27 protein-coding genes and 1 pseudogene are annotated in these 25194 nt (G+C 62.3%); 20 read left to right on the top strand and 8 right to left on the bottom strand.

The window, feature by feature from the left end; all coding sequences use genetic code 11:
* Positions 1-103 precede the first annotated feature (103 nt).
* The 3 genes from gudD to H0W47_RS04660 all read right to left on the bottom strand — a co-directional run bounded on the left by gudD (position 104) and on the right by H0W47_RS04660 (position 4157).
* A complete protein-coding gene (gudD, locus tag H0W47_RS04670; RefSeq protein ID WP_296921346.1) occupies positions 104-1438 on the bottom strand; it encodes a glucarate dehydratase in 1335 nt (444 codons plus the stop codon).
* Positions 1439-1567: 129 nt separating this feature from the next.
* A complete protein-coding gene (locus tag H0W47_RS04665; protein ID WP_296921344.1) occupies positions 1568-2602 on the bottom strand; it encodes a LacI family DNA-binding transcriptional regulator in 1035 nt (344 codons plus the stop codon).
* 97 nt (positions 2603-2699) lie between these two features.
* Entirely contained in the window at positions 2700-4157 is a 1458-nt protein-coding gene (locus H0W47_RS04660) for a PLP-dependent aminotransferase family protein (RefSeq protein WP_296921343.1), read from the bottom strand.
* 109 nt (positions 4158-4266) lie between these two features.
* Here H0W47_RS04660 and H0W47_RS04655 point away from each other — a divergent pair, with 109 nt between their 5' ends.
* The 15 genes from H0W47_RS04655 to H0W47_RS04585 all read left to right on the top strand — a co-directional run bounded on the left by H0W47_RS04655 (position 4267) and on the right by H0W47_RS04585 (position 14546).
* A complete protein-coding gene (locus tag H0W47_RS04655) occupies positions 4267-4878 on the top strand; it encodes a LysE family translocator (protein WP_296921341.1) in 612 nt (203 codons plus the stop codon).
* Complete coding sequence (locus H0W47_RS04650; protein ID WP_296921339.1) at positions 4875-5807, top strand: DMT family transporter; 933 nt, start codon at positions 4875-4877, stop codon at positions 5805-5807. Before H0W47_RS04655 ends, H0W47_RS04650 begins: the two co-directional genes overlap by 4 nt.
* Positions 5804-6442 carry a LysE family translocator gene (locus H0W47_RS04645; RefSeq protein ID WP_296921337.1) on the top strand — a complete coding sequence of 213 codons (639 nt, stop codon included), beginning with the start codon at positions 5804-5806 and terminating at the stop codon, positions 6440-6442. Before H0W47_RS04650 ends, H0W47_RS04645 begins: the two co-directional genes overlap by 4 nt.
* Before the next feature lie 23 nt (positions 6443-6465).
* Positions 6466-6798 carry an antibiotic biosynthesis monooxygenase gene (locus H0W47_RS04640; protein ID WP_296921335.1) on the top strand — a complete coding sequence of 111 codons (333 nt, stop codon included), beginning with the start codon at positions 6466-6468 and terminating at the stop codon, positions 6796-6798.
* A gap of 110 nt (positions 6799-6908) precedes the next feature.
* The gene (locus H0W47_RS04635) at positions 6909-7238 is read left to right on the top strand and encodes a DHCW motif cupin fold protein (RefSeq protein ID WP_296921334.1); all 330 of its coding nucleotides are present in this window, start codon (positions 6909-6911) and stop codon (positions 7236-7238) included.
* A gap of 62 nt (positions 7239-7300) precedes the next feature.
* Positions 7301-7945: a DJ-1/PfpI family protein gene (locus H0W47_RS04630; RefSeq protein WP_296921332.1), complete on the top strand. Its 645-nt coding sequence runs from the start codon at positions 7301-7303 to the stop codon at positions 7943-7945.
* Positions 7946-7971: 26 nt separating this feature from the next.
* Positions 7972-8430, top strand: a complete 459-nt coding sequence (locus tag H0W47_RS04625; protein WP_296921330.1) for a DUF6196 family protein — start codon at positions 7972-7974, stop codon at positions 8428-8430.
* Complete coding sequence (locus H0W47_RS04620) at positions 8427-8777, top strand: cupin domain-containing protein (RefSeq protein ID WP_296921328.1); 351 nt, start codon at positions 8427-8429, stop codon at positions 8775-8777. The genes H0W47_RS04625 and H0W47_RS04620 overlap by 4 nt, the downstream gene beginning before the upstream one ends.
* Positions 8777-9970 (top strand): PLP-dependent aminotransferase family protein, encoded by a 1194-nt coding sequence (locus H0W47_RS04615; RefSeq protein ID WP_296921326.1) that lies wholly within the window; start codon positions 8777-8779, stop codon positions 9968-9970. The genes H0W47_RS04620 and H0W47_RS04615 overlap by 1 nt, the downstream gene beginning before the upstream one ends.
* Complete coding sequence (locus tag H0W47_RS04610; RefSeq protein ID WP_296921324.1) at positions 9967-10605, top strand: LysE family translocator; 639 nt, start codon at positions 9967-9969, stop codon at positions 10603-10605. The genes H0W47_RS04615 and H0W47_RS04610 overlap by 4 nt, the downstream gene beginning before the upstream one ends.
* Positions 10606-10608: 3 nt before the next feature.
* Positions 10609-11229, top strand: a complete 621-nt coding sequence (locus tag H0W47_RS04605; RefSeq protein WP_296921322.1) for a glutathione S-transferase family protein — start codon at positions 10609-10611, stop codon at positions 11227-11229.
* Between the two features lie 25 nt (positions 11230-11254).
* Entirely contained in the window at positions 11255-12187 is a 933-nt protein-coding gene (locus tag H0W47_RS04600) for a PhzF family phenazine biosynthesis protein (protein WP_296921319.1), read from the top strand.
* A complete protein-coding gene (locus tag H0W47_RS04595; RefSeq protein WP_296921397.1) occupies positions 12187-12897 on the top strand; it encodes a VOC family protein in 711 nt (236 codons plus the stop codon). The genes H0W47_RS04600 and H0W47_RS04595 overlap by 1 nt, the downstream gene beginning before the upstream one ends.
* Positions 12898-13536 carry a LysE family translocator gene (locus H0W47_RS04590; protein ID WP_296921317.1) on the top strand — a complete coding sequence of 213 codons (639 nt, stop codon included), beginning with the start codon at positions 12898-12900 and terminating at the stop codon, positions 13534-13536.
* On the top strand, positions 13533-14546 hold the full coding sequence (locus H0W47_RS04585) for a threonine dehydratase (protein ID WP_296921314.1): 1014 nt from the start codon (positions 13533-13535) through the stop codon (positions 14544-14546). Before H0W47_RS04590 ends, H0W47_RS04585 begins: the two co-directional genes overlap by 4 nt.
* Before the next feature lie 19 nt (positions 14547-14565).
* Here the strand turns inward: H0W47_RS04585 and H0W47_RS04580 are convergent, their stop codons facing one another.
* Entirely contained in the window at positions 14566-15174 is a 609-nt protein-coding gene (locus H0W47_RS04580; protein ID WP_296921312.1) for a TetR/AcrR family transcriptional regulator, read from the bottom strand.
* Between the two features lie 128 nt (positions 15175-15302).
* On the opposite strand from H0W47_RS04580, the gene H0W47_RS04575 reads away from it, so the two are divergent.
* Positions 15303-16061 carry an SDR family oxidoreductase gene (locus H0W47_RS04575; protein ID WP_296921310.1) on the top strand — a complete coding sequence of 253 codons (759 nt, stop codon included), beginning with the start codon at positions 15303-15305 and terminating at the stop codon, positions 16059-16061.
* 125 nt (positions 16062-16186) lie between these two features.
* Entirely contained in the window at positions 16187-16855 is a 669-nt protein-coding gene (locus H0W47_RS04570) for a histidine phosphatase family protein (protein WP_296921308.1), read from the top strand.
* A gap of 82 nt (positions 16856-16937) precedes the next feature.
* Here the strand turns inward: H0W47_RS04570 and H0W47_RS04565 are convergent, their stop codons facing one another.
* The 4 genes from H0W47_RS04565 to zwf form a co-directional block, all read right to left on the bottom strand.
* Positions 16938-18284: a sorbosone dehydrogenase family protein gene (locus tag H0W47_RS04565; RefSeq protein WP_296921306.1), complete on the bottom strand. Its 1347-nt coding sequence runs from the start codon at positions 18282-18284 to the stop codon at positions 16938-16940.
* A gap of 127 nt (positions 18285-18411) precedes the next feature.
* Entirely contained in the window at positions 18412-19215 is an 804-nt protein-coding gene (locus H0W47_RS04560; protein ID WP_296921304.1) for a creatininase family protein, read from the bottom strand.
* A gap of 215 nt (positions 19216-19430) precedes the next feature.
* Positions 19431-20279 carry a MurR/RpiR family transcriptional regulator gene (locus H0W47_RS04555; RefSeq protein ID WP_296921302.1) on the bottom strand — a complete coding sequence of 283 codons (849 nt, stop codon included), beginning with the start codon at positions 20277-20279 and terminating at the stop codon, positions 19431-19433.
* A 138-nt stretch (positions 20280-20417) separates the two neighbouring features.
* Positions 20418-21884, bottom strand: a complete 1467-nt coding sequence (zwf, locus tag H0W47_RS04550) for a glucose-6-phosphate dehydrogenase (RefSeq protein ID WP_296921299.1) — start codon at positions 21882-21884, stop codon at positions 20418-20420.
* 186 nt (positions 21885-22070) lie between these two features.
* Between zwf and H0W47_RS04545 the strand changes: the two genes are divergently transcribed.
* The 3 genes and pseudogenes from H0W47_RS04545 to H0W47_RS04535 form a co-directional block, all read left to right on the top strand.
* Positions 22071-23084, top strand: a complete 1014-nt coding sequence (locus H0W47_RS04545; protein WP_296921297.1) for an ABC transporter substrate-binding protein — start codon at positions 22071-22073, stop codon at positions 23082-23084.
* A 63-nt stretch (positions 23085-23147) separates the two neighbouring features.
* Entirely contained in the window at positions 23148-24170 is a 1023-nt protein-coding gene (locus H0W47_RS04540) for an ABC transporter substrate-binding protein (protein ID WP_296921294.1), read from the top strand.
* Between the two features lie 13 nt (positions 24171-24183).
* Positions 24184-25194: pseudogene (locus H0W47_RS04535) on the top strand (iron ABC transporter permease); the annotation flags it as partial.

The following is a 25194-nucleotide window of genomic DNA, read 5'->3' as shown; positions in this document are numbered from 1 at the left end:
TTGACCAGTGTAAAAAACCGACTGGCTGGGCTCAGCCCGAATGGTGCCCGGTTTTTCGACCTGGATCCCGAGGCAGCCCGGGGATGACGTGGTGCGCCGTCGATCAGCGATCCATCGCCGGCCGCTTGGGGTCAAACTTCCAGCCCGGAATCAGGCTCTGCATCGCCACCGCGTCATCGCGCGAACCGAGGCCGTGCTGCTTGTAAAGCTGATGCGCTTTCTCGACCTCCACCATGTCAAGCTCGACACCCAAGCCAGGCGTCTTCGGCACCTGCACCAAACCGCCTTCGATCTTCAACGGCTCTTTGGTCAGGCGCTGCCCGTCCTGCCAGATCCAGTGGGTGTCGATGGCGGTGACGCGGCCGGGTGCGGCGGCGCCGACCTGGGTGAACATCGCCAGCGAGATGTCGAAATGGTTGTTGGAGTGCGAGCCCCAGGTCAGGCCCCAGTCGCGGCAGGTCTGCGCCACACGAACGGAGCCGGCCATGGTCCAGAAGTGCGGGTCGGCCAGCGGGATATCCACCGATTGCAGCGACAGCGCGTGGCAGAGTTGCCGCCAGTCGGTGGCAATCATGTTGGTCGCCGTTGCCAGGCCAGTGGCGCGGCGGAACTCGGCCATGACCTCGCGGCCTGAAAATCCGTCTTCGGCCCCGCAGGGGTCTTCGGCATACGCCACCACGCCGCGCATGCCCTGCATCAGGCGGATCGCGTCTTTCAGCAGCCAGCCACCGTTCGGGTCCAGCGTGACGCGCGCTTTCGGAAAACGCTCGTGCAGGGCGCGAATCGCCTCGACCTCTTCCTCGCCACGTAACACACCGCCTTTGAGCTTGAAGTCGTTGAAACCATAACGTGCATGCGCCGCCTCGGCCTGGCGCACGATGGCTTCCGGTGTCACGGCTTCCTCGTGGCGCACGCGCGACCAGGCGTCGGGCGCATCCGGCTCACTGGCGTAAGGCAAGTTTGTTTTCGACTTGTCGCCGACAAAAAACAGATAGCCCAGCATCTCCACCGCCTCGCGCTGCTGACCTTCACCGAGCAAGGCCGCCACCGGCACCTCCAGGTGCTGGCCCAGCAGGTCGAGCAGCGCCGACTCGATGGCTGTCACCGCATGGATGGTGGTGCGCAGGTCAAAAGTCTGCAGCCCGCGCCCGCCGGCATCGCGGTCGGCAAACTGGCGCTGCACACCCTGCAGCACCTGCTGGTGCGAGCCGATGGCCTGACCGACCACCAGCGCACGCGCGTCCTCCAGGGTCTGGCGGATCTTTTCGCCGCCGGGAACCTCACCCACGCCGGTGCGGCCGGCGCTGTCGCTCAAGATCAGGATGTTGCGGGTGAAAAAAGGGCCGTGTGCGCCGCTGAGATTCAGCAGCATGCCGTCTCGGCCGGCGACGGGAATCACTCGCAGATCGGTGATGCGGGGGGTGGAATGTCCAGACATGGGGAAATTTTGGCTTGCGTGGCGGAAAACGCGCACAGAAGAAAAGGGGAAAAGGAAAAAAATGCAATGGTAGCGCTACCTTTGCATTTGGTCAATTTCAGAGAAGCACCTGATTTGGCCAGCGCCAACTCAGGTGCTGTCGCGCTGCACGATGGAAAAGCCCACGTCCACCACGCGCGAGGTGACCTCCCGCCCCTCAGCGCGGTCCACGATGAACTGCGCGGCCTGACGGCCAATCGCCATGCTGTCGATGCGTACCGTGGTCAACGCCGGATCCAGGTCCGCAGCGAATTCGAGGTCGCCGAAACCTACCACCGCCAGCTGGCCGGGCACCGCCACGCCGCGCACCCGGGCTTCGGTCATCACACCCAAGGCCAGCAGATCAGAGCTGCAGAACACCGCATCAACGTCGGGTGAAGTTAGCAACAACTCCGACAGAGCACAGCGCCCACTCTTGAGTGTGGTTGGCGCCGGCACGGTGATCACGGGCACGGCCGGTAGGCCGGCCGCCTGCGCTGCGGTGTGAAAAGCCTGCTGGCGCCGCATCGACCGCTCGTCGTCGCCACCAATCATGGCGAGGCGGCGCCGGCCGTTGGCCCAGAGGAAGTTGACCACCGCGCGGCCCACATCGCTGTGCGAAAAACCGACCAGCATGTCGATGGGTGTCGACGTCAGGTCCCAGGTTTCCACCACCGGGATGCCCGAGGCCAGCAGGCGTCGGCGCCCCAGGGGCGAATGCGTGATGCCTGTCAGCACGATGCCATCAGGCCGGCGGCTGATGATGGCTTCCAGCAACGCGTCTTCGCGCGAATCGGCATATCCGCTCTGACCCAACATCAGCTGGTAGCCCTGGGCGACCAGCGCCTCGTTGAGCGCCCGGACGGTGCCGAGAAACACCGGCCCCGAAATCGTCGGCACCATCGCCGCCACCAAGCGGCTGCGCGCCGAGGCCAGGCCGCCGGCGACGCGGTTGGGCACATAACCGGTGCTGGCCACCGCCTCGGTGACGCGCCGCACCAGCTCGGCCGAGACTTGCGACGGCGTGTTGAGCGCACGGGAGGCGGTGATGGGCGCCACGCCGGCCAGGCGCGCGACCTCATGCAGTGTGACGGCGCCGCTGCCGCGGCGGGCGCGGCGCGCGGCAGGCGTGGCGTCTTCGCTCATGCGGCATCTCCGGGGGCGTTGTTCGCTATTGTTTTGATAGCTACTCGCGCCCATCGAACGGGGGCTGGAGGCCTAAAAAGCTTGAAATTGGGGGCCATCACAACATCGCGTTACGCAGCCGCGCAAACACCTTCCAGAACGCCGCTTCCTGGGTGGTCGCGAAGTTGATGCGCATCAGCGTGGTCGGTGTGCGCACCGCGTGGAACAGCGCACCCGGCGCGATCAGGTAAGCCTCGTCGAGCATGCGCTGGGCCAGCGCGTCGGTGTCCACACCGGTATCGACCCAGCCGAACAGGCCGGCCGGCTCGGCCGCGAAGCTGCAGCCGTGGGCCAGCGCCAGCTTGACGCTGCGGGCGCGCGCCGCAGCGAGCTGCGTGCGTATGCGTTCGGCATGGCGGCGCAACTGACCCTGGTCGATGCACCAGGCCAGCGCCTTTTCAAGCAGCGCCGGTGTGGTCAAGGTGCCCAGAAGCTTGGTGTCCAGCAGGCGCTGCACCAGATCTGGCGGCGCCGCCATGAAGCCGACACGCCAGCCCGGCGCCAGGATCTTGGCGAAGCCGCTGACGTAAATGGTGCGCTGCAGGCCGTCCAGCGCGCACAGCCGCGTCGCATGCTCCGGCGCCAGGTGGCTATAGGTATCGTCTTCAACGATATGGAAGTTGTGTGTATTGGCCAGCTGCAACAGGCGATGTGCGCTGCCGGGTGTCAGGCAATAACCAGTCGGGTTGTGGAGCACGCTGACGCTGACAAACAACTTGGGCGCGTGGGCCTCGCAGTAACGCGCCATCACTTCCAGGTCCGGGCCGTCGGCACGCCGCGGCACCGGCAGGATGCGCATGCCCATAGCATCGAGCCGCGCAAACTCGACCGCCCAGCCCGGCTCCTCGACCATCACGCAGTCGCCGGCGCGCAGCAGGGTGCGGCTGACGATATCTAGCGCGTGGGTGGCGCCCACGCTGGTAATGATCTGCTCAGGCGCTGCATGCACATTGAGCACGCCGAGTTTTTGCGACAACGCGCGGCGCAGGCCGCTGTCGCCCATGGGTTCGCCGTAACTCAGCGAAAAATCGCGCAGCGCGCTGCCGCTCGTGACCTTGCGCACGGCAGCCGGCAGGAAGCTGGTGTCCAGCCACTCGGGCGGGAACACGCCCATGCCAGGCTGCGGCTTGTTGCTGACGCGATGGAACATGCCACGGATCAGCGCCGAAGCATCGACCGGCGCCTGCCGGGTTGCCATCCAGGCCGAGGTGCTCCAGACCGGTGAGTCCGGGGTGCCGGTCGGGGCGGCCGCCGGTCGGCTGGCGGACCGGGCGGGAAATGCAGCGGTCACATCCCGCACAAAAAAGCCCCGGTTCTTGCGCGCCTCGACCAGCCCTTGGGCCAGCAATTGGTCATACGCGGCCACCACGGTGGAGACGCTCACCCCCTGCTGCTGCGCACACTGGCGCACCGAGGGCAGGCGCGCCCCCGGCGCCAGCAGGCGGCCGCGTATGCGTTCGGCAAAACGAGCGCTGAGCTGCTCGGTCAGCGACTGGGCGGCGGTTTTCATCAACATGGGCGAGCCTTGGACAATCGGTGTGCTGACAAACGGGGCAATACAGTTTCAGATTTTGTACTCACAACTGTACTGTTGATGTGCTGGTTTGGACTATAAAGTCTGAAGCATGAATTGGCAAGAATTTATCGCTTTGCTGGTGCTGGCGACGGCCATGAGCTTTTCGCCCGGGCCCAACACCACGCTCGCGACCGCGCTGGCGGCCAACCACGGCCTGCGCCGCGCCATGCCCTTCGTCTGTGCGGTGCCGGTCGGCTGGGGCGTGTTGCTGAGCCTGTGCGCGCTGGGCCTGGGCGCGCTGCTGCTGGCGATCCCGCTGCTGGGGCTGGCGATCAAGTTGCTCGGCGTGGTCTACCTGTTCTGGCTGGCCTCGAAGATCGCGCGTTCGCGTCAGCTCAGCCAGGCCGACGCCGACCGCATGAACATCGGCTTCTGGCAGGGCGCAGCACTGCAGTTTGTCAACATCAAGGCCTGGATGCTGGCCCTTGCCATTGTCAGTGGCTGGATCGCCGGCCGCAGCGACCCCGGCCTGCGTTTTGCCGTGGTGCTTCCGGTGATGCTGGCCTATGCCTTTGCCAGCAATCTGACGTACGCGCTGGCCGGCTCACTGCTTCGTGAATGGCTGTCGGGGCCGCAGGGCACGGGCAGGCGCCTGCGTGGGTTCAACCTGGGGATGGCCGCCGTGCTGGTGGCCACCGCCATCTGGATGCTTTTTCTATGAGCCCCACCTCTGCGCAGATCAACAAGGGGCTGTGGCTGGGCCTGCTGGGCATCGTGATTTTCGCCGTCACGCTGCCCATGACGCGCCTGGCCGTGGGCACGCCCGATGCGCCGCAGATGTCGGGTATGTTCATTGCGCTGGGGCGGGCTGTGGTCGCCGCAGGGTTGTCAGCACTGTTTCTGCTGGCGACCCGGGCACCTTTGCCGCAGCGCCAAAACTGGCTGCCGCTGGCGATCACGGCCGCCGGGGTGGTTTTTGGTTTTCCCCTGTTCACCTCGATCGCCATGCGTTATGTGGAAGCCATGCACGCGAGCGTGATTGTCGGCGTGCTTCCGCTGGCCACCGCTGCGGTGGGGGCGGTGTTGCATCGCCAGCGGCCGTCGACAGGTTTCTGGTTGTGCGCGGCGTTCGGCAGCGCACTGGTGGTGGCATTCGCGGTGCTGCGGTCGGGGGCGGCCGGTTTCTCGATTCATTTCGCCGACATGTTGCTGCTGGCGGCCATGTTGTGTGCAGCCATCGGCTACGGCTATGGCGCGCGGCTATCGCAGCACATGCAGGCCGAACACGTGATCTGTTGGGCGCTGCTGATCTCCCTGCCGCTGACCCTGCCGCTGGCGTGGCTGAATTGGCCCACAGCGCCGGTCCGGGCCACCGCCTGGGCCGGCTTTGCCTACCTCGGCGTGTTTTCGATGTGGCTGGGGTTTTTTGCCTGGTACCGTGGCCTGGCACTGGGCGGCACGGTGCGCGTCAGCCAGGTGCAGCTGGTGCAGCCATTTTTGTCCATGCTGTTTGCCGTGCCACTTCTCGGTGAACGCCTGGACGCTGTCACCGTCGGTTTTGGTATCGCCGTGATCGCCACGGTTTTCATCGGCAAGAAAATGCAGATCCAGCCCTCGACGCAAAACTCACTCATTACTTCACGCACATGACCACTTCCGCCTGGCTGCTTTTCATCACCATCTCGCTGGTCACCGCGCTCAGCCCGGGGCCGGGCATTTTGCTGGCCGTTTCCAATGCCGTGGCCTGGGGACCGCGCAAGACGCTGTGGAGTTCTGCGGGCAATGTACTGGGTGTGTTTTTGGTTTCTGCTGCGGCAATGGCAGGCCTGGGCACCCTGCTGCATACCTCGGCCTGGCTGTTTGCTGCGCTCAAAACCGCAGGCGCCGTGTATCTGGTTTACCTCGGCTGGCGGCAGTGGACCAGCAAGACCTCAATGTTTGACACCCCTTTGCCCGCGCAGACCTCATCCGTCAAAAGCCATGTCGCGCTTTTTCGCCAGGGTTTGCTGGTGGCACTGACCAATCCCAAAAGCATTTTGTTTTTCACCGCGCTGTTTCCCCAATTCATCCGGCCCGAAACTGGCATGCTGCCCCAGTTTCTGGCGCTGACCAGCGCCTTCGCCGCCTGCGTGCTGACTTCGCATCTGGCTTATGTGCTGCTGGCGCGCCACACCCGGCGCTGGTTTGGCACACCGCACCGGGCCCGCATATTCAACCGCCTGTGTGGTGGCGCGTTCGCTCTGCTGGGCCTGAGTTTGCTGCGCCTCAAAAATCCGTCCACCTGACTCTTGAACTCCAAAAAAACACCATGTATTCGGCCGCCTTTATGTTTGAACCAGGCACCTACGACGACCGCTTCCACGCGCTGGACGCGTTGATCGAAGAAGCCGCGCGGACCACGCCCGGTTATCTGGGATCAGAGTTGTGGCTCTCGCCCGACGCCGTGCTCAGAAACGCCACCTACTTCTGGGAGACCGAAGAGTCGCTGCGCGCGTTCTCGGCTCACCCCAAACATCTGGAAGCCAAACGCCAGTACACCCAGTGGTACAAGGGCTTTCATATCGTTATCTCGCAAGTGCTGCGTTCGTACGGCGACGGAAAGATCAGCCACATCACCCCCAACCAGCGGGCTCATGCATGACCAAGACACCGGAGCCAGGCCCCCACGCACATTTAACCGTCGGCGTCAGCTCTTTGCCGCGCGGCTTTGCGCTGGAAATTGAAGCCATCGTGGCGGTCAGCGCGTAAACCATGCAGATCGACAACATTCCCTTTGGCACGACCGACTGGTCCACCGTGGAACGGACAGAGCACCCCGGCATCACCGGGCGGGCGTTCTGGCGTACGCGCAAGTTTGGCGAGGTCCGTGTGCGCATGGTCGAGTACAGCGCCGACTACACCGCTGACCACTGGTGCAGCAAGGGCCACATCCTGCTCTGCCTGGAGGGTGAATTGCATACCGAGCTTGAAGACGGCAGCCAGCATGTGCTGCTGCCCGGCATGAGTTACCAGGTGGCGGACAAGGCCGAAGCGCACCGCTCGACCGCGCCCCAGGGTGCCAAACTGTTTATCGTGGACTGATTCCGTCCCGGCTTCTACATCCAATCAACCAAGCCCCTGTCAACCGCCCCCGGAGCGCATTTATGCACATCGCCATCCTCACCTTCGACGGATTCAATGAACTCGATTCACTCATTGCCTATGGCATGCTGAGCCGCCTGTCATTGATCGGCGATACCGACTGGCGGGTGAGTATTGCCAGCCCCACCGCACGCGTGACCTCCATGAACGGGCTGACCATCGACGCCCACATCGGCCTGAAGGAGGCCAACCAGGCCGACGCCGTACTGATAGGCAGCGGAATGAAAACGCGTGAAGTCGCCAACGACCCGTCCATCCTCGGCCAACTGCAGCTAGACCCGCAGCGCCAGCTCATTGCGGCGCAGTGTTCCGGAACCTTTCTGCTCGCCAAGCTGGGGCTCATTGGCCAAACACCGGCATGTACCGACACCACCAGCAAACCCTGGGTGCAAGCGGCGGGTGTCAAAATTTTGAACCAGGCTTTTTTTGCAAACGGCAACCTGGCAACGGCCGGCGGTTGTTTGTCGGCCCAATACATTTCGGGCTGGATGATCGCGCGGCTGAAGGGCATTGCCCAGGCTACAGAAGTGCTGCATTACTTCGCACCAGTCGGTGAGAAAGAAGACTACGTGGCACGGGCACTGTCACACATCACCCCGCATTTGCCAGAACAAGCGGTGGCGCTGGAAACTTCCAGCGCCACCTGAACCTGCCGGGCCAACGACTGAACCCCATGGACATTTCGCCAGAAACACCCGAACAAACACGCCGCCGGCTGTTGCGCGTGATGGCGCACGCACGTGTGGACGTCTTGCCGGGTGACCATACCTTCGCGGAGTTTCCCATGGCGCAGTTTCCGGCGCATTTGGCCTCCAGCCTCGCCAGCAGCGCGCTGGCTTTGGTACGCGACCAGGACGTCTGGAGTGCCCTACTGCCGGCCCCGGCGCAAACCCCTGCACAAGACTGTTGCGCGGTGGTGTGTGTTCACTTTGCGCCCGATATTCCGAACAGCGGCTTTGTAGGCTGGCTCGCCAGCGAGCTCAAGCAGCAGTTGGGCACAGGCGTGTTTGTGGTCTGCGGACAAAACTCTGCCGATGGCGGCATCTTTGACTACTGGGGAATTCCGCGCGGCGTCGCGGCCCAGGCGATCCAGATCATCCATGGCATGCAGACTCGGGGAGCAAGCGCTTGAAGGCCTCCATTGACCAAACCCTGAAACGCCTGCCCGGCGCGCCGGCCGGCGTCTATCCGGAGGGCGTGCCCTTTGCACAGGTTCTGGCCCATGGCAGCATGAGCGTGGAAGTGTTCGCACCCGGCAGCAACCAGGATAGGCGTGACCGCCAGCAGCCGCACACACAGGATGAACTCTATTTTGTGCACAGCGGCCGGGGTGAGATCATCATCAACGGACAAGGTTTTGATGCGGTTGCCGGCGATGCATTTTTTGTAGCGGCGGGAGCGCAGCACCGCTTTGAAAATTTCAGCAATGATTTTGTGACATGGGTTGTGTTTTACGGCCCACAAGGAGGAGAGAAGTAATGAACTGGACCATGGCCAAACGCGCCGAGAAAATGAACCCTTCGGTGATCCGCGAGATCCTGAAGGTCACGGAAAAGCCCGGCATCATCAGCTTTGCTGGCGGCCTGCCCTCGCCCAAAACTTTTCCTGTCGCCGCCTTTCGCGAAGCCTGCGACAAGGTGCTGCGTGAAGACGGGAGTGCCGCGCTGCAGTACGCCGCCAGCGAAGGCTACGCCCCGCTGCGCGAGATGGTTGCCGCCATGCTGCCCTGGGAGGTTGACCCGGCGCAGGTGCTGATCACCACCGGCTCGCAGCAGGGGCTGGACTTGATTGCCAAGATTCTGATCGACGCTGGCAGCAAGGTGCTGGTAGAAACTCCGACTTATCTGGGTGCGCTGCAGGCCTTCACACCGATGGAGCCTGAGGTGGTGGGCGTGGCCAGCGACGAGGAAGGTGTTGATATCAGCGATCTGGCTTCCAAGGCCGCCGGCGCGCGCTTTTTCTACGTGCTGCCCAACTTCCAGAACCCGACCGGCCGCACCATGTCTGAAGAGCGCCGCGCTGCATTGAGTGCCGAAGCGATGCGCCTGGGCTTGCCCATCGTTGAGGACAACCCCTACGGCGACCTCTGGTTTGACAACCCGCCGCCGCTGCCGCTCACGGCGCGCAACCCCGAGGGTTGCATGTACATGGGCTCGTTCTCCAAAATTCTGGCGCCCGGTTTGCGCCTGGGATTTCTGGTCGCGCCCAAGGCGCTTTACCCCAAGCTGCTGCAGGCCAAGCAGGCCGCCGATTTGCACACGCCCGGCTTTAACCAGCGCATGGTGGTGGAGACCATGAAGGACAATTTTCTCGACCGACACGTGCCCACGATACGTGCGCTCTACAAGTCGCAGCGCGACGCGATGCTGACCGCCATGCAGCGCGATATGCCAGAAGGCGTGAGCTGGAACACACCCGCCGGCGGCATGTTTTTGTGGGTGCGCCTGCCCGAAGGCATGAACGCCATCGACTTGCTGCCCAAAGCAGTTGAGCGCAACGTGGCATTTGTCCCCGGTTGGGCGTTTTACGCTGACCATGCTGACGCCCGCACGCTGCGACTGTCATTTGTGACCTCGAGCGTTGAACAGATCAATATCGGCATCACTGCGCTGGCCGCGGCCATACGTGAGCAGCTGCCGACCGGCGTTGCCGAAGAACTGCGGGCCGCATGATGGATGCGGGCACGCTGTCGCTGTTCGCGTTGGCGGTGCTGGCACTGTTTGCGTCGCCCGGGCCGAACATGGCATTTGTGATGTCACACGGGCTGGCGCACGGCGTGCGCGGTGGTTTTGCTGCGGCGCTTGGCATCTCCGCAGCCGACCTGGTGCATACGCTGTGTGCCGCGACCGGCGTCACTGCGCTGATCGCAGCCTGGCCGCCGTCTTTCGACATCCTGCGTTATGCGGGCGCGCTGTACCTGCTCTGGCTCGCCTGGCAGGCTCTGCGCCCCGCAGATGCACGCGGCGCTGCCGACACGCAGCCTGCTGGCTTTGCCCGCATCATGCGCATGGCCTTGCTCAACAATCTGGTCAACCCCAAGGCGCTGCTTTTTTTCATGGTGTTCCTGCCACAGTTCGTTGAGCCGGCGCGCGGCCACGTCACGCTGCAGCTACTGGCCCTGGGTGCCATTTTGTCGGTGATGGCGCTGGTGTTCAACACCGTTCTGGGTGCCTTCAGCGGGCAGATCGGGCGCCGCCTCCAGGCCCGGCCCCGTGTCGCGAAATTTCAGGCCGGTTTTTTGGCATTTGTGATGGCCGGGTTGGCATTGCGCCTCTTGCTGCTTGACCGCCCGTCCAAAGGAGTCTGACCCATGCTTCATCTCTGGGGACGCCTCAGCTCCATCAATGTACGCAAAGTCGTGTGGGCTGCGCAAGAGCTTGGCCTGACCATGCAGCGCACCGATGCGGGCGGCCAGTTTGGCATCGTGAAGGAATTGGACTACCTGCGGAAAAATCCCAATGCACTTGTGCCGCTGATTGAAGACGGCGAAGTGCGTATCTGGGAGTCCAATGTCATCGTGCGTTATCTCTGCGCAAAATATTCGCATGGCGATTTTTACCCCGCCGGCTTGCCTGAGCGCTTTGCCGCCGAGCAGTGGATGGACTGGCAGCAGACCACCTTCAACCCTGCCGGCCGCAACGCTTTTATTCAGTGGATTCGTACACCGGCCGATCAGCGCGATCCGACGCTGATTGCGCAATCCAATGCCGCCACAGAACCCTTGCTGGCCTTGCTGGACGCGCACCTGGCCCGCCAAGCCTTTGCCGGTGGAGACCGGTTCACCATGGCAGACATTCCACTGGCCTGCGAGATTCACCGCTGGCAGGGTTTGCCGCAGCCGCGGCTTGCACGTCCACATCTGGACCGCTGGTACCAAGCCATACTTGCGCGCCCAGCAACACGCGGCGTGCTGGACTTGCCACTGTCCTGAACACTTTCCAAAGAACCCATACGCCATGAAAACCAGACCTTTCAAACAAGTCGATGTGTTCACCGATCTGCCCTATTTCGGCAACCCGCTGGCCGTGGTGCTGGACGGCGGTGGCCTGGACGACGCGACCATGCAGCGCTTCGCGCAATGGACCAATCTGTCGGAAACCACCTTTGTGCTGCCACCTACCGAGCCATCGGCCGACTACCGCGTGCGCATCTTTACGCCTGGCGGCGAGCTGCCTTTTGCCGGTCACCCGACTCTGGGCACCTGCCATGCCTGGCTGCAGGCTGGGGGCAAGCCAAAGCGCACAGACCTCATCGTGCAACAGTGCCAGGTCGGACTGGTGAACATACGCCGCGAAGGCCCGCGCCAGGCTTTTGCCGCGCCCCCGCTCAAGCGCTCTGCGCCTGGCCCTGTCGCGCTTGCGCAGGTGGCCGGCGCTCTCGGTCTGAAGGCGCAACAGATTCTTGCCGCACAACTTCTCGACAACGGGCCGGTGTGGCTGGGCTTGCTGCTCGACAGCGCCGACACCGTGCTGCAGCTGCAACCGGATCACGCCGCACTCAAAAAGTATGACTTGAAAGTGGGTGTAGCCGGCGCCCATCAAGCGCAAACAGCTCCTCTTTTGATAGCACGCGCCAACCGCGAAGCACGCGCTTTTTCCGGCAGCACACACGCCGGCCGCGCAGAAACGCCCACAGCAGACTTTGAGGTGCGCGCTTTCGCCGCACCCATAGGCATCAACGAAGACCCGGTCACCGGCAGCCTGAACGCCAGCCTGGCGCAGTGGCTGATGGCGGAGGGCCATGCGCCCGACCACTACGTCGTGGCGCAGGGCACCTGCCTGGGCCGGGCCGGGCGGGTTCACCTGTCGCGCGAAAGCGCGGGCGGCACAAGCATCGTCTGGGTGGGCGGCGAATCGGTTACCTGCATAGCCGGGACGGTCACGCTGTGATCAGCGCTCACGTTGATCATCTGGTTGTGGTGGCTACGAGCCTGGAGCAGGGTGTCCAGTGGTGCCAAGGCGCCCTGGGCATCCCCCCCGGACCGGGCGGCGAACACCCGCTGATGGGCACGCACAACCGGCTGTTCAGTGTCGCCAGTGCCGCCTTTCCACGGGCCTATTTCGAGATCATCGCGATCCAGCCCGGCGTGACACCGGCGCGCGGTGGCGGCAAACACCGCTGGTTCGACATGGATGACGCCATGCTCCAGGCACGCGTGGCCAGCGACGGACCGCAGCTGGTTCATTTTGTGGCCAGCGTGCCTGGCGTGGTTTCTGCCGCCAAGGCCCTGGCCACCCAAGGGTTGGACCGCGGGACCGTGGTGCCCGCCTCGCGCCAGACTGCCGGCGGCTTACTGAGCTGGCGCATGACCGTGCGTGACGACGGCCAGCGCCTGTTCTACGGCGCGCTGCCCACGCTGATCCAGTGGGGCGAGGCTGGCGAAGATCCGGCGCGTGCCGCGCATCCGCTGGACGCCATGCCTGCCTCCGGCGTGACGCTGGAGGCGCTGCAGGCGCGCCATCCGCGCCCCGAACAACTGCAGACCGCCTATGCCGCCATCGGCCTGAGCAGCGTCGATGTCATCCCGGGCCCACCCAATCTCATCGCCACGCTGAACACACCGCGCGGGCGGGTTTTGCTCGAATCAAAAGGAATCTAGATGCTCACAACTTCCGAACTCGGCTGGTTTGCCTTCGTCGCGCTGGCACTGGTGCTCACGCCCGGGCCCAACATGATTTATTGCATCTCGCGCACCCTGTGCCAGGGCCGCAGTGCGGGCATGGTGTCGCTGGGCGGCGTGGCGCTGGGGTTTGTCGTGCACCTGCTCGGCGCCTCGCTCGGCCTGACGGCGTTGCTGCTGGCAGCACCTCTGGCTTTTACTGCCATCAAAGTGACGGGGGCCGTCTATCTCTTGTGGCTGGCGTGGCAGGCTGTCAAGCCCGGAGGCCTCTCACCGTTCGAAACCCGCGCGCTGCCGCACGACCCGCCGCGCAAGCTGTTTCTGATGGGTTTCCTGACCAACCTGCTCAACCCGAAAGTGGCCATGTTTTACCTCTCGTTCTTCCCTCAGTTTCTGCACCCTGAACGCGGTGGATTGTTTCTGCAAAGCCTGACCCTGGGCGCAGTGCAGATCGGCGTGAGTGTGGCTGTCAACACCTTGCTGATTTTCTTTGCCGCGACCATGTCTGTTTTTCTGAACCGCAACGTCGGCTGGATGCGTGTTCAGCGTTATGTCATGGGTACCGTCATGGGCCTGCTGGCGCTGCGCCTGCTGACTGAAAAAAGGACTGCATCATGAGCGCTGTGTTAAGAGAAGAAGCACCTGCATTGGCCACCCGACCAAGGGGGCTGCCCGGGCTTCAGGACATTGAACACGCCGCACGTGTTGTCTATCGCGAGTTTCAGGCGACACCGCAATACCGCTGGGGCCTGTCGAGCCGGCGGCTGGGCACCGATTGCTGGATCAAGCACGAGAACCACACACCGGTTGGCGCGTTCAAAATTCGCGGCGGGCTGACCTACTTTGACGCACTCAAGACGCGAGGACAGTTGCCAGCTGCGGTGGTGAGCGCCACACGCGGCAACCACGGCCAAAGCATGGGCTGGGCCGCGCGCGCGCATGGAGTGGCCTGCACCATCGTCGTGCCGCGAGGCAACTCGCTGGAAAAAAATGCCGCCATGCGCGCACTCGGCGTGACGCTGGTGGAACACGGCGAAGACTTCCAGGAAAGCCGCGAGCATGCTCTTCAGCTGTCCGGCGAAAGCGGCGCACACATGGTGCCAAGTTTCCACGCCGACTTGCTGAGCGGCGTCAGCACCTACTGGTGGGAATTCATGCTGGCTGTGCCGCAGCTTGACGTGGTGTATGTGCCGATCGGCCAAGGCTCGGGCGCGTGCTCGGCGATTGCCGCCAAGCTGGCGCTAAAACGCAAGCTGCGCATTGTGGGCGTGGTCAGCGCTCATGCCATCACCTATGCAGAGTCCCTGGCGGCTGGCCGCGTGGTCGAAGCACCGGTGACAACGCAGCTGGCCGACGGCATGGCCTGCCGCATCGCGGACCAGAAGGCGCTGGACATCCTGGCGCCGCACCTGGACCACATCGTGCAGGTGACCGACAGCGAAGTGGCGCAGGCCATGCGCGACTTGTATGCCGACACACACAATGTCGCCGAAGGCGCAGGCGCCGCGAGTTTTGCAGCTGCGATGCAGGAGCGTGAGCAACTGCGCGGACAGGTGGTGGGCACCACGCTGTGCGGCGGCAATGTGGACGCCATGGTTTTTGCCGACTTGCTGGCAGCGGGCCGGTAGCACCGCAAGTCCACGCCGCTTAGGCGGATTTTTGTCTGCTCTTTTCTGCGGGGGGCAACATGCCAACACTGACCCGCACGATGGCCTGCAGCTCTTTGGCGCTCTGCCCCCCTTTGTGCAGCGAGGCCAGCCCCCGCAGCAAGGCGGTATAGGTGAGCGCAAGCGAAGCGGTGTCGGTCTTGTTGGCGAGCTGCCCAGAGGCAACACCCCGGTCCAGCGCTGCGCGAAGTGAGGAGCCAATCACCTTCAGCTGAAACGCCGTGAACTTGGCACCGGGCCCCTCTGAGCCACCGGTCTCAAGGCAGGCCATGGCAGCCAGACATCCCGGTGGCGTGGAGGCGTCCAGCAGGGCTTGAACTGCCAGCGAAAAGAACTCGCCTATCCCTGTGCGGATGTCCGTTTGCTCCAGCGCCTGCAGGATGGGGCGGGCATAAGTGTCCGCATAGCTTTTGAGAGCGCGTTCATAGAGAGCCTCTTTTGAGCCAAAGGCGTTGTACAAGCTGGACCGGCCCAGGCCGGTAGCGGCCTCGAGGTCTGACAGCGAGGTGCCCGCAAAACCCTTTTCCCAGAAGGCGTGCGCCGCACTGAGCACTGCTGCCGCCTCATCAAACTGCTTGGCTCCACTCATGGAATTTCCCCATCCTGAAAAATTTATCTTGCACTGAGCAGTCTAACAAACTATCATGGACCAATCGATACAAGATGGTTGCCCATTCAGGGCGGCCCGGTACCGATGTCAACACTCAGGAGAAAGTCATGGTCAGTCGGGATTTGGATTTCAAGGGTAAAACAGCGCTGGTAACAGGGGGCTCGTCTGGCATTGGGCTGGCAACCGCCAGGCTGCTGGCGGCGCGCGGCGCGCAGGTGATCATTACAGGGCGAGACACCACAAGGCTCAACGAAGCCGCCCATGCGCATGGGTTTATCGCGCTGCGCAGCGATGCGGCATCGATTACCGATATCAAGGCGCTGGACGGCGCCTTGGCCGACAAGAAAATTCCGCCTATCGATGCACTCGTGCTGAGCGCTGGCATCGTGCCTTTCACACCACTCGGCAGCTGGACAGCGCAGGCGTTTGACGAAGCCTTCGCAGTGAACGCGCGCGGCCCCTGGTTCATGGTGCAGGCGCTCAGCAAGCGCCTGGCTGACGGCGGCAGTATCACCATGGTGAGTTCTTTTCTGGCGCACCGTGGCGGCGCCGCGACAGCCGTTTATGCCGGCACCAAGGCCGCGCTCACACTCATGGCGAAAGGCCTGGTGCCGACACTGGCCGGCCGGGGTATCCGTGTCAACACGGTCAGTCCAGGCACGATTGCTACTCCCGCCTGGGAGAAAACCGGGCTGCCGGCGGATGTCGTGGCGGCCGTGGGCAAAGCCAAGCTTGAGGCGAACCCGCTGAAAAGATTCGGGACCGCTGATGAAGTTGCCCACGCCATTGCCTTTCTTGCCTCTGCGGCAGCGTCTTATGTCAACGGCGTCGACCTTCAGGTCGATGGCGGCTTGCTGGTCGAGTAATGGGATTCTGGGCGGGTCGGAGCGCGTATCTCCGGCCCACTCTGGCGGCGCAGCCCCTCAAGTGTCGCACCGTGCCGGTCGCCCGTGCGACTGGCCGTCGCCCGGTGCCTGGTCACAATTTGCGCATGGGAACCCTTTACCTCGTGCGCCACGGCCAGGCCTCGTTTGGCGCCGACGACTACGACGTGCTCAGCGAGATGGGCTACCGGCAAAGCGTGCGCCTGGGTGAATACCTCAAGTACAAAGGCATCACCTTTGACGCGGCTTTCACCGGCACGCTGCAGCGGCAGCTGAAAACCTTTGCGGGCATCTGCGAGGGCATGGGCACACTGATGCAAGCGGTGGCTCAGCGCGGTTTGAACGAATACGACAGCGAAGCGGTGATAGGCGCGATCCATCCGCACAAGCTGGAAAAGCCGACCTCACCCGAGATGTACCGCAGCCACTTCCGCATGCTGAAAGACGGCCTGGCGCAGTGGATGGCCGGCGTCGTCAGCCCGCAGGGTATGCCCAGCTACACCGATTTTGTGGCCGGCATCACCGGTGTGCTGGACCACATCCGTAGCCATCACAGCGGCAATGTGTTGCTGGTCTCCAGCGGCGGGCCGATTGCCACGGCCGTCGGCCATGTGCTGGGCACCGCGCCCGAGACCACCATAGAACTGAACCTGCGCATACGCAACTGCTCGCTGACCGAATTTGCCTTCACGCCCAAGCGCCACATGCTGGTGACCTACAACACGCTGCCGCACCTGGACGCGCCTGAACACGCGAGCTGGATCACCTATTCCTGACTTGGCTCCGCCGCAAGTTGCTATTAAATTCATAGCTGCTAACGCAAAAACGACGAGGGCTGGAGACTGATTTGATTCAGAGTCACGGGCGCACTGGGGCACCGGCCACTCGCCAGATCACATTGCCCACGTCGTCGGCCACCAGCAGCGCGCCGCGTTTGTCGATGGTCACGCCGACCGGCCGTCCGTAGGCCTTGCCGTCCGGACTGAGAAACCCGGTCAACACATCGAGGGGTTTGCCCACCGGCTTGCTGCCTGCAAAGGGCACAAACACCACCTTGTAGCCGCTGAGCGGCTTGCGGTTCCAGGAGCCATGCAGGCCAACAAATACGCCGCTGCCCAGCGACGGGGGCAAGCTGTTGCCCTCGGCAAACGCCATGCCGAGCGGTGCGACATGCGAGCCCAGCGCATAGTCGGGTGAGACGGCCTTGGCCACCAGGTCGGGCCGCGGCGGCGTGACGCGCACATCGACGTTCTGGCCGTAGTAGCTGTAGGGCCAGCCGTAAAAGGCCCCGTCTCTGACCGAGGTCAGGTAGTCGGGCACCAGGTCGCTGCCGATCTCGTCGCGCTCGTTGACCACGGTCCAAAGCGTGCCATCGGCGGCCCAACCCATGCCGTTAGGGTTGCGCAGGCCCGAAGCAAACAGGCGCCGCGTGCCGGCCTTGGGATCGACCTCGTGGACCGCCGCGCGATCAACCTCAACGGCCATACCGTTTTCACCGACGTTGCTGTTGGAGCCCACGGTCACATACAGCTTGCTGCCGTCGCGGCTGGCAATCACGTTTTTGGTCCAGTGGTGGTTGATGCCGGCCGGCAGGTCCACCACCTTGACCGGCGTGGCGCTGATCGTGGTCTGGCCCTCTTCATAAGGCACCTTGACCAGCGCGTCGGCATTGGCAATGAACAACTCCTTGCCCACCAACGCCATGCCAAAGGGCGAGAACAGGCCCTGCATGAACACCGTGCGAATTTCTGCCTTGCCGTCGCCATCGACATCGCGCAACAGCGTGATGCGGTTGGCGCTCGGTACGCCGGCACCGGCACGTTTCATGACCTTGCCCATGATCCAGCCCTTGATGCTGAACGCCGCATCGGGCTTGGGTGGCTTGTTGCTTTCAGCCACCAGCACATCACCATTGGGCAGGGTATAAACCCAGCGCGGGTGGTCCAGCCCGGAGGCCAGCGCGGTGACCGTCATGCCGGCCATCGGTTGCGGTATCACGCCTTCGGGCCAGCCCTGGGCCGGTGCAATGTTCACCGTGGGGATCAGCGATTTAACCGGCTCCGGAAGAGTCGGGGCGGCACCGACATCGGCCCCCGGTGGCAGCTTGGAGGTGTCGCCGCAAGCGGCCAGGCCGATGGTTAACACCGCGCACAGCGGCAGCAGGGCACAGCGGGGCGCGGGGACGGAAAAATGCAGGGCTCGCATGGTCATCAGTCCTTGAATAGTTTTCAGGCCGCGCCGTCGGCGCGCATCCGCCCGATTGTTCACCCGTTGCCCCATGGGGGTTTGTCAGCCGATGCCCCCAGTTTTTGTGAGAGCTGCGAGATGCGCTTCAAGGCAGAGTTGCAAGCTGCCCCACCTCGTTCAGCAACTGCGCCAGGGCCAGCCCGCTGGCCTGCAGCACGACCCGCCCTTTTTCCGCAGTGGCGGCCGCCGCGTTGCCGGCCGCGCCCTGCGGGTTCAGGTCCTGCGCGGCCCAGGCCAGTTTGGCGCTGCTGCCATTGCCAAGGATGACGTGCTGGCGCGCGCGGTCCTGGCTGCTCGAATGAAAGTTCTGCGCCTGCGCCATGTCCACCTTGTGCGGGTGCAGCGCCAGCATCATCGAGGTTTCCGCATCGCCGCCATGCACGCCGAAACGCTCCTCGTCAGGGCCAAACAGTTGTTTGACCTCGGCCGGCATGGGCAGGCTGAAGGTGTTGACCGTGAACACCGTCAGGCCGAAACGCGCGCGCAACTCGCGTCCGACGATGTCCAGCGTCGAGACATTGCCGCCATGCGAATTGAGCAGCACCAGTTTTTTGATGCCGGTGCGTGCCACACATTCGCCAATGTCTACCCAGCCCTGAATCAGCGTCGCTGCGCCCAGGGTCAGCGTGCCCGCAAAGGCGATGTGCTCAATGCTGCGGCCCGTGGTTTGGGTCGGCAAGAACAGCACCGGAACGTTTTGCAGATGCGGCAGGCAGTGCGCGATCACCCCGTTGACCAGGTCGGTGTCCACACTGAGCGGTAGATGCGGCCCATGCTGTTCGATCGCCGCAACCGGCAATACGGCAATCGTCGCCGCAGCGTCGAGGCGCGTGAAGTCGGGGCTTGTGAGGTCGGCCCAGAAGCGGGGGAAGGAGCTGGATGAGGTCATCGGCGTATTTTGCGGCAATTCACCCAAGGCGAGAGGGTGAGCGATTGGCTGAGGTTCCACATTTTCGGCAAGCACCAGAACTTGCCTGAAGCGACGAGGAAGGACCTGGACCACAGGGTCGCCTCTTCTTTGCGTACTTTCCTTGTGGCGATGCAACACGGAAGAGTTGCCTCCGGGCAACCCCGGCTTTTACAGGCTTCACAGCACGGGAAAACTCAAGCGTAGCGCTTGTTCCGCAAATTGTTCTTCATCTCCCTGAGCAGAGGCTGCAGTTTGTCGCCACCGATGCGCAGCGCCACGCAGGTCGCCAGGATGTCGATGATCATCAGGTGCAGCAGGCGAGAGACCATGGGACTGTAGCGGTCGTAACCTTCCGGGTGGTCGGCCGCCAGGTGGATGTGAGCGGCCGAGGCCAGGGGTGAACCACTTGCAGTGATCACGATGGTGGTTGCGCCGTTCTTTCGAGCGATGCTTTCCGCGTCCATCAGGTCACGGGTGCGGCCGGAATTGGAGATGATCACCACACAGTCCCCCGGCCCGAGCATCGAGGCACTCATCACCTGCATGTGGCCGTCGCTGTAAGCGATGGCGTGCACGCCGAGGCGGAAAAACTTGTGTTGTGCATCCTGCGCGACGATGCCGGAGTTTCCGGCACCGAAAAACTCGATGCGTTGCCCGGTCTTGTAAGTGGCGGCCAGCGCGAGCGCGGCTTTTTCGATGGCTGCCGAGCTGGCGTCATTGCGGTATTTCAGGAAAGCCGCCACGGTGTTGTCAATCACCTTGACCAGCACGTCACTGGTCTTGTCGTCCACGTCCACGCTGCGGTGAATAAACGGCACACCTTCGCTGACGCTGCCGGCCAGCTTGAGCTTGAAGTCCGACAGGCCGTCGTAACCCACGCTGCGGCAAAAGCGGATCACCGTGGGTTTGCTCACATGCGCGCGCGAGGCCAGCTCCGTCACCGGCAGGTTGGCAAATGCCCGCGGGTCGCCCAGCACCAGGTGCGCAACCCGCTGCTCCGCCGGCGCCAGCGAGGGTAAACAAGCCTTTATACGGTCAAGCACTGGATGCCCCGGAAACGTCGCGCACCACATCCCCGATTGCGTATTGCAAGCAGGGGCCGCGGGTCTGGCTCTGCCAGCCCGCAGGCGCAGCGGCCCCCCCGGGGGGCAGCGCAGTACGCGAAGCGACAAGCGTGGGGGCTAACACTCCTCGCTCCAGCAATAGTCATCCCGCGCAATCATGGCGCTCGATGCGCTGGGCCCCCAGGTGCCGGCCGTGTAGGGGCGCGGGCCGTCTGCGTCATGCTTCCATGCGTCGAGGATGGGTTCGACCCAGCGCCAGGCTTCTTCCTGCTCGTCACTGCGCACAAACAGATTCAGCCGCCCATTGATCACATCGAGTAGCAGGCGTTCGTACGCGCCCACGCGTTCGGTCCCGAAGCGCTTGTCAAAATCAAGGTCGAGCTGCACCGGCGCCAGCGTCTGGCCCGCCGCACGTCCACCTGCGCGGTTGTCCTGGCCCTGCGCGAACAGGTGCAACTCCAGCCCGTCCTTGGGTTGCAGGTTGATCACCAGCCGGTTGCCGGCGCCTTGCGGCGACTTGAAGATGGCGTGCGGCGTAGGCCTGAAGTTGACCTCGATGTGTGCATCGCGGTCCGCCAGGCGTTTGCCGGTGCGTATGTAAAACGGCACGCCTGCCCAGCGCCAGTTGGCAATCTCGGCACGCAGCGATACAAAGGTTTCGGTCCGGCTGTCCGGGTGGACACCGCTTTCCTGCAGGTAGCCGGGCACCGCTTCGCCGTTGATGTTGCCTGCGGCGTACTGGCCGCGAATGGCGTGTTGCTTCAGGGTTTCCGGTGTCCAGGGCTTGAGCGAACGCAGCACCTTCAGTTTTTCGTCGCGGATGGCGTCGGCATGGGCGTTGATGGGTGGCTCCATGCCGATGGCGCAGAGCAGCTGCAGTGCATGGTTTTGCACCATGTCGCGCAACGCGCCGGTGTTGTCATAGAAAGCTCCGCGCTTTTCAACGCCCAGCTCTTCGGCAATCGTGATCTGGATGTTGGCAATCGTTTCGCGGCGCCAGAGCGGCTCGAACAGCGAATTACCGAAACGCATGGCAAACAGGTTTTGCACCGATGGTTTGCCCAGGTAGTGGTCAATCCGGAAGATCTGCCTTTCCGGCAGCACCCGCAGCACCGCTTCGTTGATGGCGCGATTCGAGGCCAGATCATGGCCCAGCGGCTTTTCCAGCACCACCCGGGTCTGCGGGCCATTGAGTCCCACGGCCGCCATGTTTTCGCAGATGCCGGTGAACAGGGCCGGCGCGGTCGCCAGGTACATCACCACGGTGTTGGCCTGGCGGGCTTTCAGGATGTCCGCCAGCTGTGCATAGTCGGCGGCTTGCGACAGATCCATGCGCAAGTAGTGCAACAGGGCGGCAAACTGCTCGAACTCGCCGGCGCTGGGACGCTTGGCCAGCTCCACCTGGTCAAAACGCGAGTGGATCAGGGCGCGGTATTGGTCATCGCTCATGCTGTCACGCCCCACGCCGATGATGCGGCCCTCGGGCGGCAGCGAGCCGTGCCGGAAAGCTTGAAATAGTGCGGGCATCAATTTGCGCCAGGTCAGATCACCCGTGCCACCGAATAAGACGAGGTCAAAGCTCATGGAAATCCTGAGGGTCAAGGTCAGGTACAAAGTGGATGTTGTAACTGTAACTTGGTTTCATCATTTGCTGGTGTCAGGATCTTCTCGTTGGTGCGCTTTGACAGATGTTGGTGTTTCCCCCAAAGGCCGATGTGTGCCCGTCGGCTATGCTCGCGATGTAATCCAGTTACTCATTTCAGAGGTCTTATGAAGATTTATTTAACCGCCGTGCTCCTCGCCGGTTTGTCCGGTGGCGTGGCTGCTCAGGGCCAGGTCAATATCATTTGCTCGGTCCAGGCCGAATGGTGCAATTTGATGTCCACCGTCTATGCCAAAACAACCGGCGTCAAGGTCAACATGGTGGCCAAGGGTTCGGGTGAGGCGCTGGCGCAAATCAACGCTGAAAAAGCCAACCCTAAAACCGACATCTGGTTTGGCGGCACGGGGGACCCCCACTTGCAGGCAGCAGAGCAAAACCTGACGCTTGAGTACAAGTCTCCCCAGCTTGGCGCGCTTTACCCATGGGCGCAAAAGCAGGCTGCGGACTCAAAATTCCGCACGGTCGGCGTGTACCTTGGCCCCTTGGGCTTTGGCTACAACACCGAATTGCTGGCAAAAAAGAAAATCGCAGCTCCCAAATCCTGGGCCGATTTGCTCAGGCCTGAGTACAAGGGCGAAATCCAGATGGCCAATGCCGCGTCCAGCGGCACGTCATACACCGTTATTGCCACGCTGGTGCAATTGATGGGTGAAGACAAGGCGTTTGAGTACATGAAGCAGCTGCACAAAAACGTCAGCACCTACACGCGTTCGGGCGTGGCCCCGGCTAAAGCTGTGGCTCGTGGCGAAACCGCGGTGTCGATCAGCTTTGTGCATGACGTGACGACTGAAGCAGCGCAGGGTTTTCCGGCTGCTTCAGTGACCCCGATAGAAGGCACGGGTGCCGAGGTGGGCTCCATGAGCATTGTGAAAGACGGTCCCAACACCGAGGCCGCAAAGAAGTTTTATGAGTGGGCATTAACCCCTGGCGGGCAACAGTTTGGTTTGGCGGCCAAGCAGTTCCAGTTGCCCAGCAACGCCAAAGTGCCAGTTGACCCGCGCATGACGAACCCCAGCAAGATCAAACTGATCAACTATGACTACGCCAAGTACGGCGCCAGTGCTGAGCGACGTCGCCTGATCGCAAAGTGGGAGAAAGAAGTATTCAATCAACAAAAGTAGACTGCTTGAACACTGCGCTCAGTGCTTGGGTTGTCCTGTTTATTTGAAAGTTGTGGGCAGATGATGAAGTTTCTTAAGGTCGTTCGTTCGGGTTTGTTTCTGTGCTTGGCGTTTGCGGGCGTGGCTCAGGCTGCGCAGGTCAACGTGGTGTGCAGCATGAACCCCGAGTGGTGCCGCAATGCGGCAGTGGTGTACGAGCGTTTGAATAACGTCAAAGTCAATGTTGTCAACAAGCCCACTGGCGAGTCTTTTGCGCAGCTCATGGCCGAAAAAGAGAGGCCGAAAATGGACGTGTGGTTTGGCGGCACGTCTGACCCGCATTTTCAGGCGGCAGAGCTCGGACTGGTTGATGAGTACCGCTCGCCTTTGCTTGGTCAATTGCACCCGTGGGCGCAAGACACGGCCAAGGCATCAGGCTACAAGACTGTGGGTTTGTATTCAGAAGTGCTGGGTATTGCCTACAACACCGAACTGTTGGCCAAAAAGAAGCTGCCAGCCCCCAAGTGCTGGAAGGACTTGGTCAACCCTGTTTATAAAGGAGAGTTGCAAATGGCCAATGCGCAATCCAGCGGCACGAGCTATGTCGCCATTGCTACCTTTGTACAGGTCATGGGTGAAGATGCAGCCTTTAAATTCATGCAGGCCATGCATAAAAACATGAACGCATACTCACGTCAGGGATTGGGCCCGATCAAGGCGGTTGCCAAGGGTGAAAGCGCAGTGTCCATCAGCTTTTTACACAACGCGGCGCAAGAAGCCGAACAAAAGTTCCCGGTTGCCTATGTTGCCCCCTGCGAAGGCACAGGCTACAGCGTGGGCGCCATGAGTATTGTCAAAGGCGCGCCTCATTTGAACGAAGCCAAAAAATTCTACGATTGGGCATTGTCGCCCGCAGGCCAGCGCGTTGCGGCAACGTCGCGCTCTTACCAATTCCCGTCGAATCGCAACACGCCAGATCCAGAGGGCGCACCTAAAGTCAAAGGGGCGAAGTTCATTAATTACGACTTGGCAAAGTACGGTGCCAGCGCAGAGCGTCGCCGGCTCATTGAAAAGTGGGAAAAAGAAGTTTTTAACAGTGCCAAGTAAATCCACTTCGCACATGGCCCAACAAGCAGACCGTCAGTGGCTCAACTCAGGTATTTGGTCATGCATAGCATTGGGTTTTTTAGGCTATTTGGCTTTTCCCTGGTATGCCATTCAGGACACCAACGGCCTGTTGTCGATTCCGCAGGTGTTTTCAAACGAGCAAGCCGGTAACGGGTTGATGCAGGCAGCCGAATACCAGCGGCCGTGGCTTTGGGTAGGCCTCGTTGCATTGGCTTTTGCGGCTTTGGGCGCGAGTATGTTGCCAACTAAAAAGCAAGGTACGGTGCTGCTGGCGGCAGGCGCTCTGGGTGTTGTGGGTTTGATGCTGTCGGGGTTTGCGATAGGCGCCAAAGGCTGGTCATTTGAAGCGCTCAGCAATGCATTTGGCGCGTTGGGCAAGGGCCAGTTTGGCATCGGTTGGGGCGGCTTTGTTGCGTTGGCGTCATTGGTGGTTGTGATGGCTTTTGGAGTGGCTCGCCGAGGCTATTTCAAAGGGGATTTGTTCGTGTCGGCTGCCGTTGTGGGCTGCGGCACGATGTTGGCTTTGTTTATTTTGTTTCCGGTTCTCAAGGCGTTAAGCGGCGCTTTTTACCTGGAAGACGGCACCTGGTCGCCGTTGGCGTTATGGAATCGCGTAGCGACTGCGCGCAACTTCGGGTTTGGCTGCCTCGCTGATGGGCAAAGCTGCGGGGTGGCCTGGAACACCTTGTTCTTGGGCTTGATGACAGCCACCAGTACCGTGCTGCTCGGCACGATGATGGCATTGATGTCTGAGCGTGCCAGCAAACGCTTTACCAAGCCGTTAAATATCCTGGCGATGCTGCCCATCATCACCCCTCCTTTTGTGGTGGGCCTCGGCTTGATTTTGCTGTTTGGCCGCGCGGGGGTAGTGAACCAGTTTCTGGAGTACGCGTTTGGCATTGAGCCATCCCGCTGGTTTTACGGCTGGTTCGGTGTCTGGGTTGCGCAAACCTTTGCCTTCACGCCAATTGCGTTCATGATCATGCGCGGCGTGGTGCAGGGC

It is taken from the genome of Polaromonas sp., assembly GCF_013817205.1.
Lineage (GTDB): Bacteria > Pseudomonadota > Gammaproteobacteria > Burkholderiales > Burkholderiaceae_C > Polaromonas.
The sequence above is the reverse complement of the archived record's forward strand: the minus strand, read 5'-3'. Positions and strand labels throughout refer to the sequence as shown.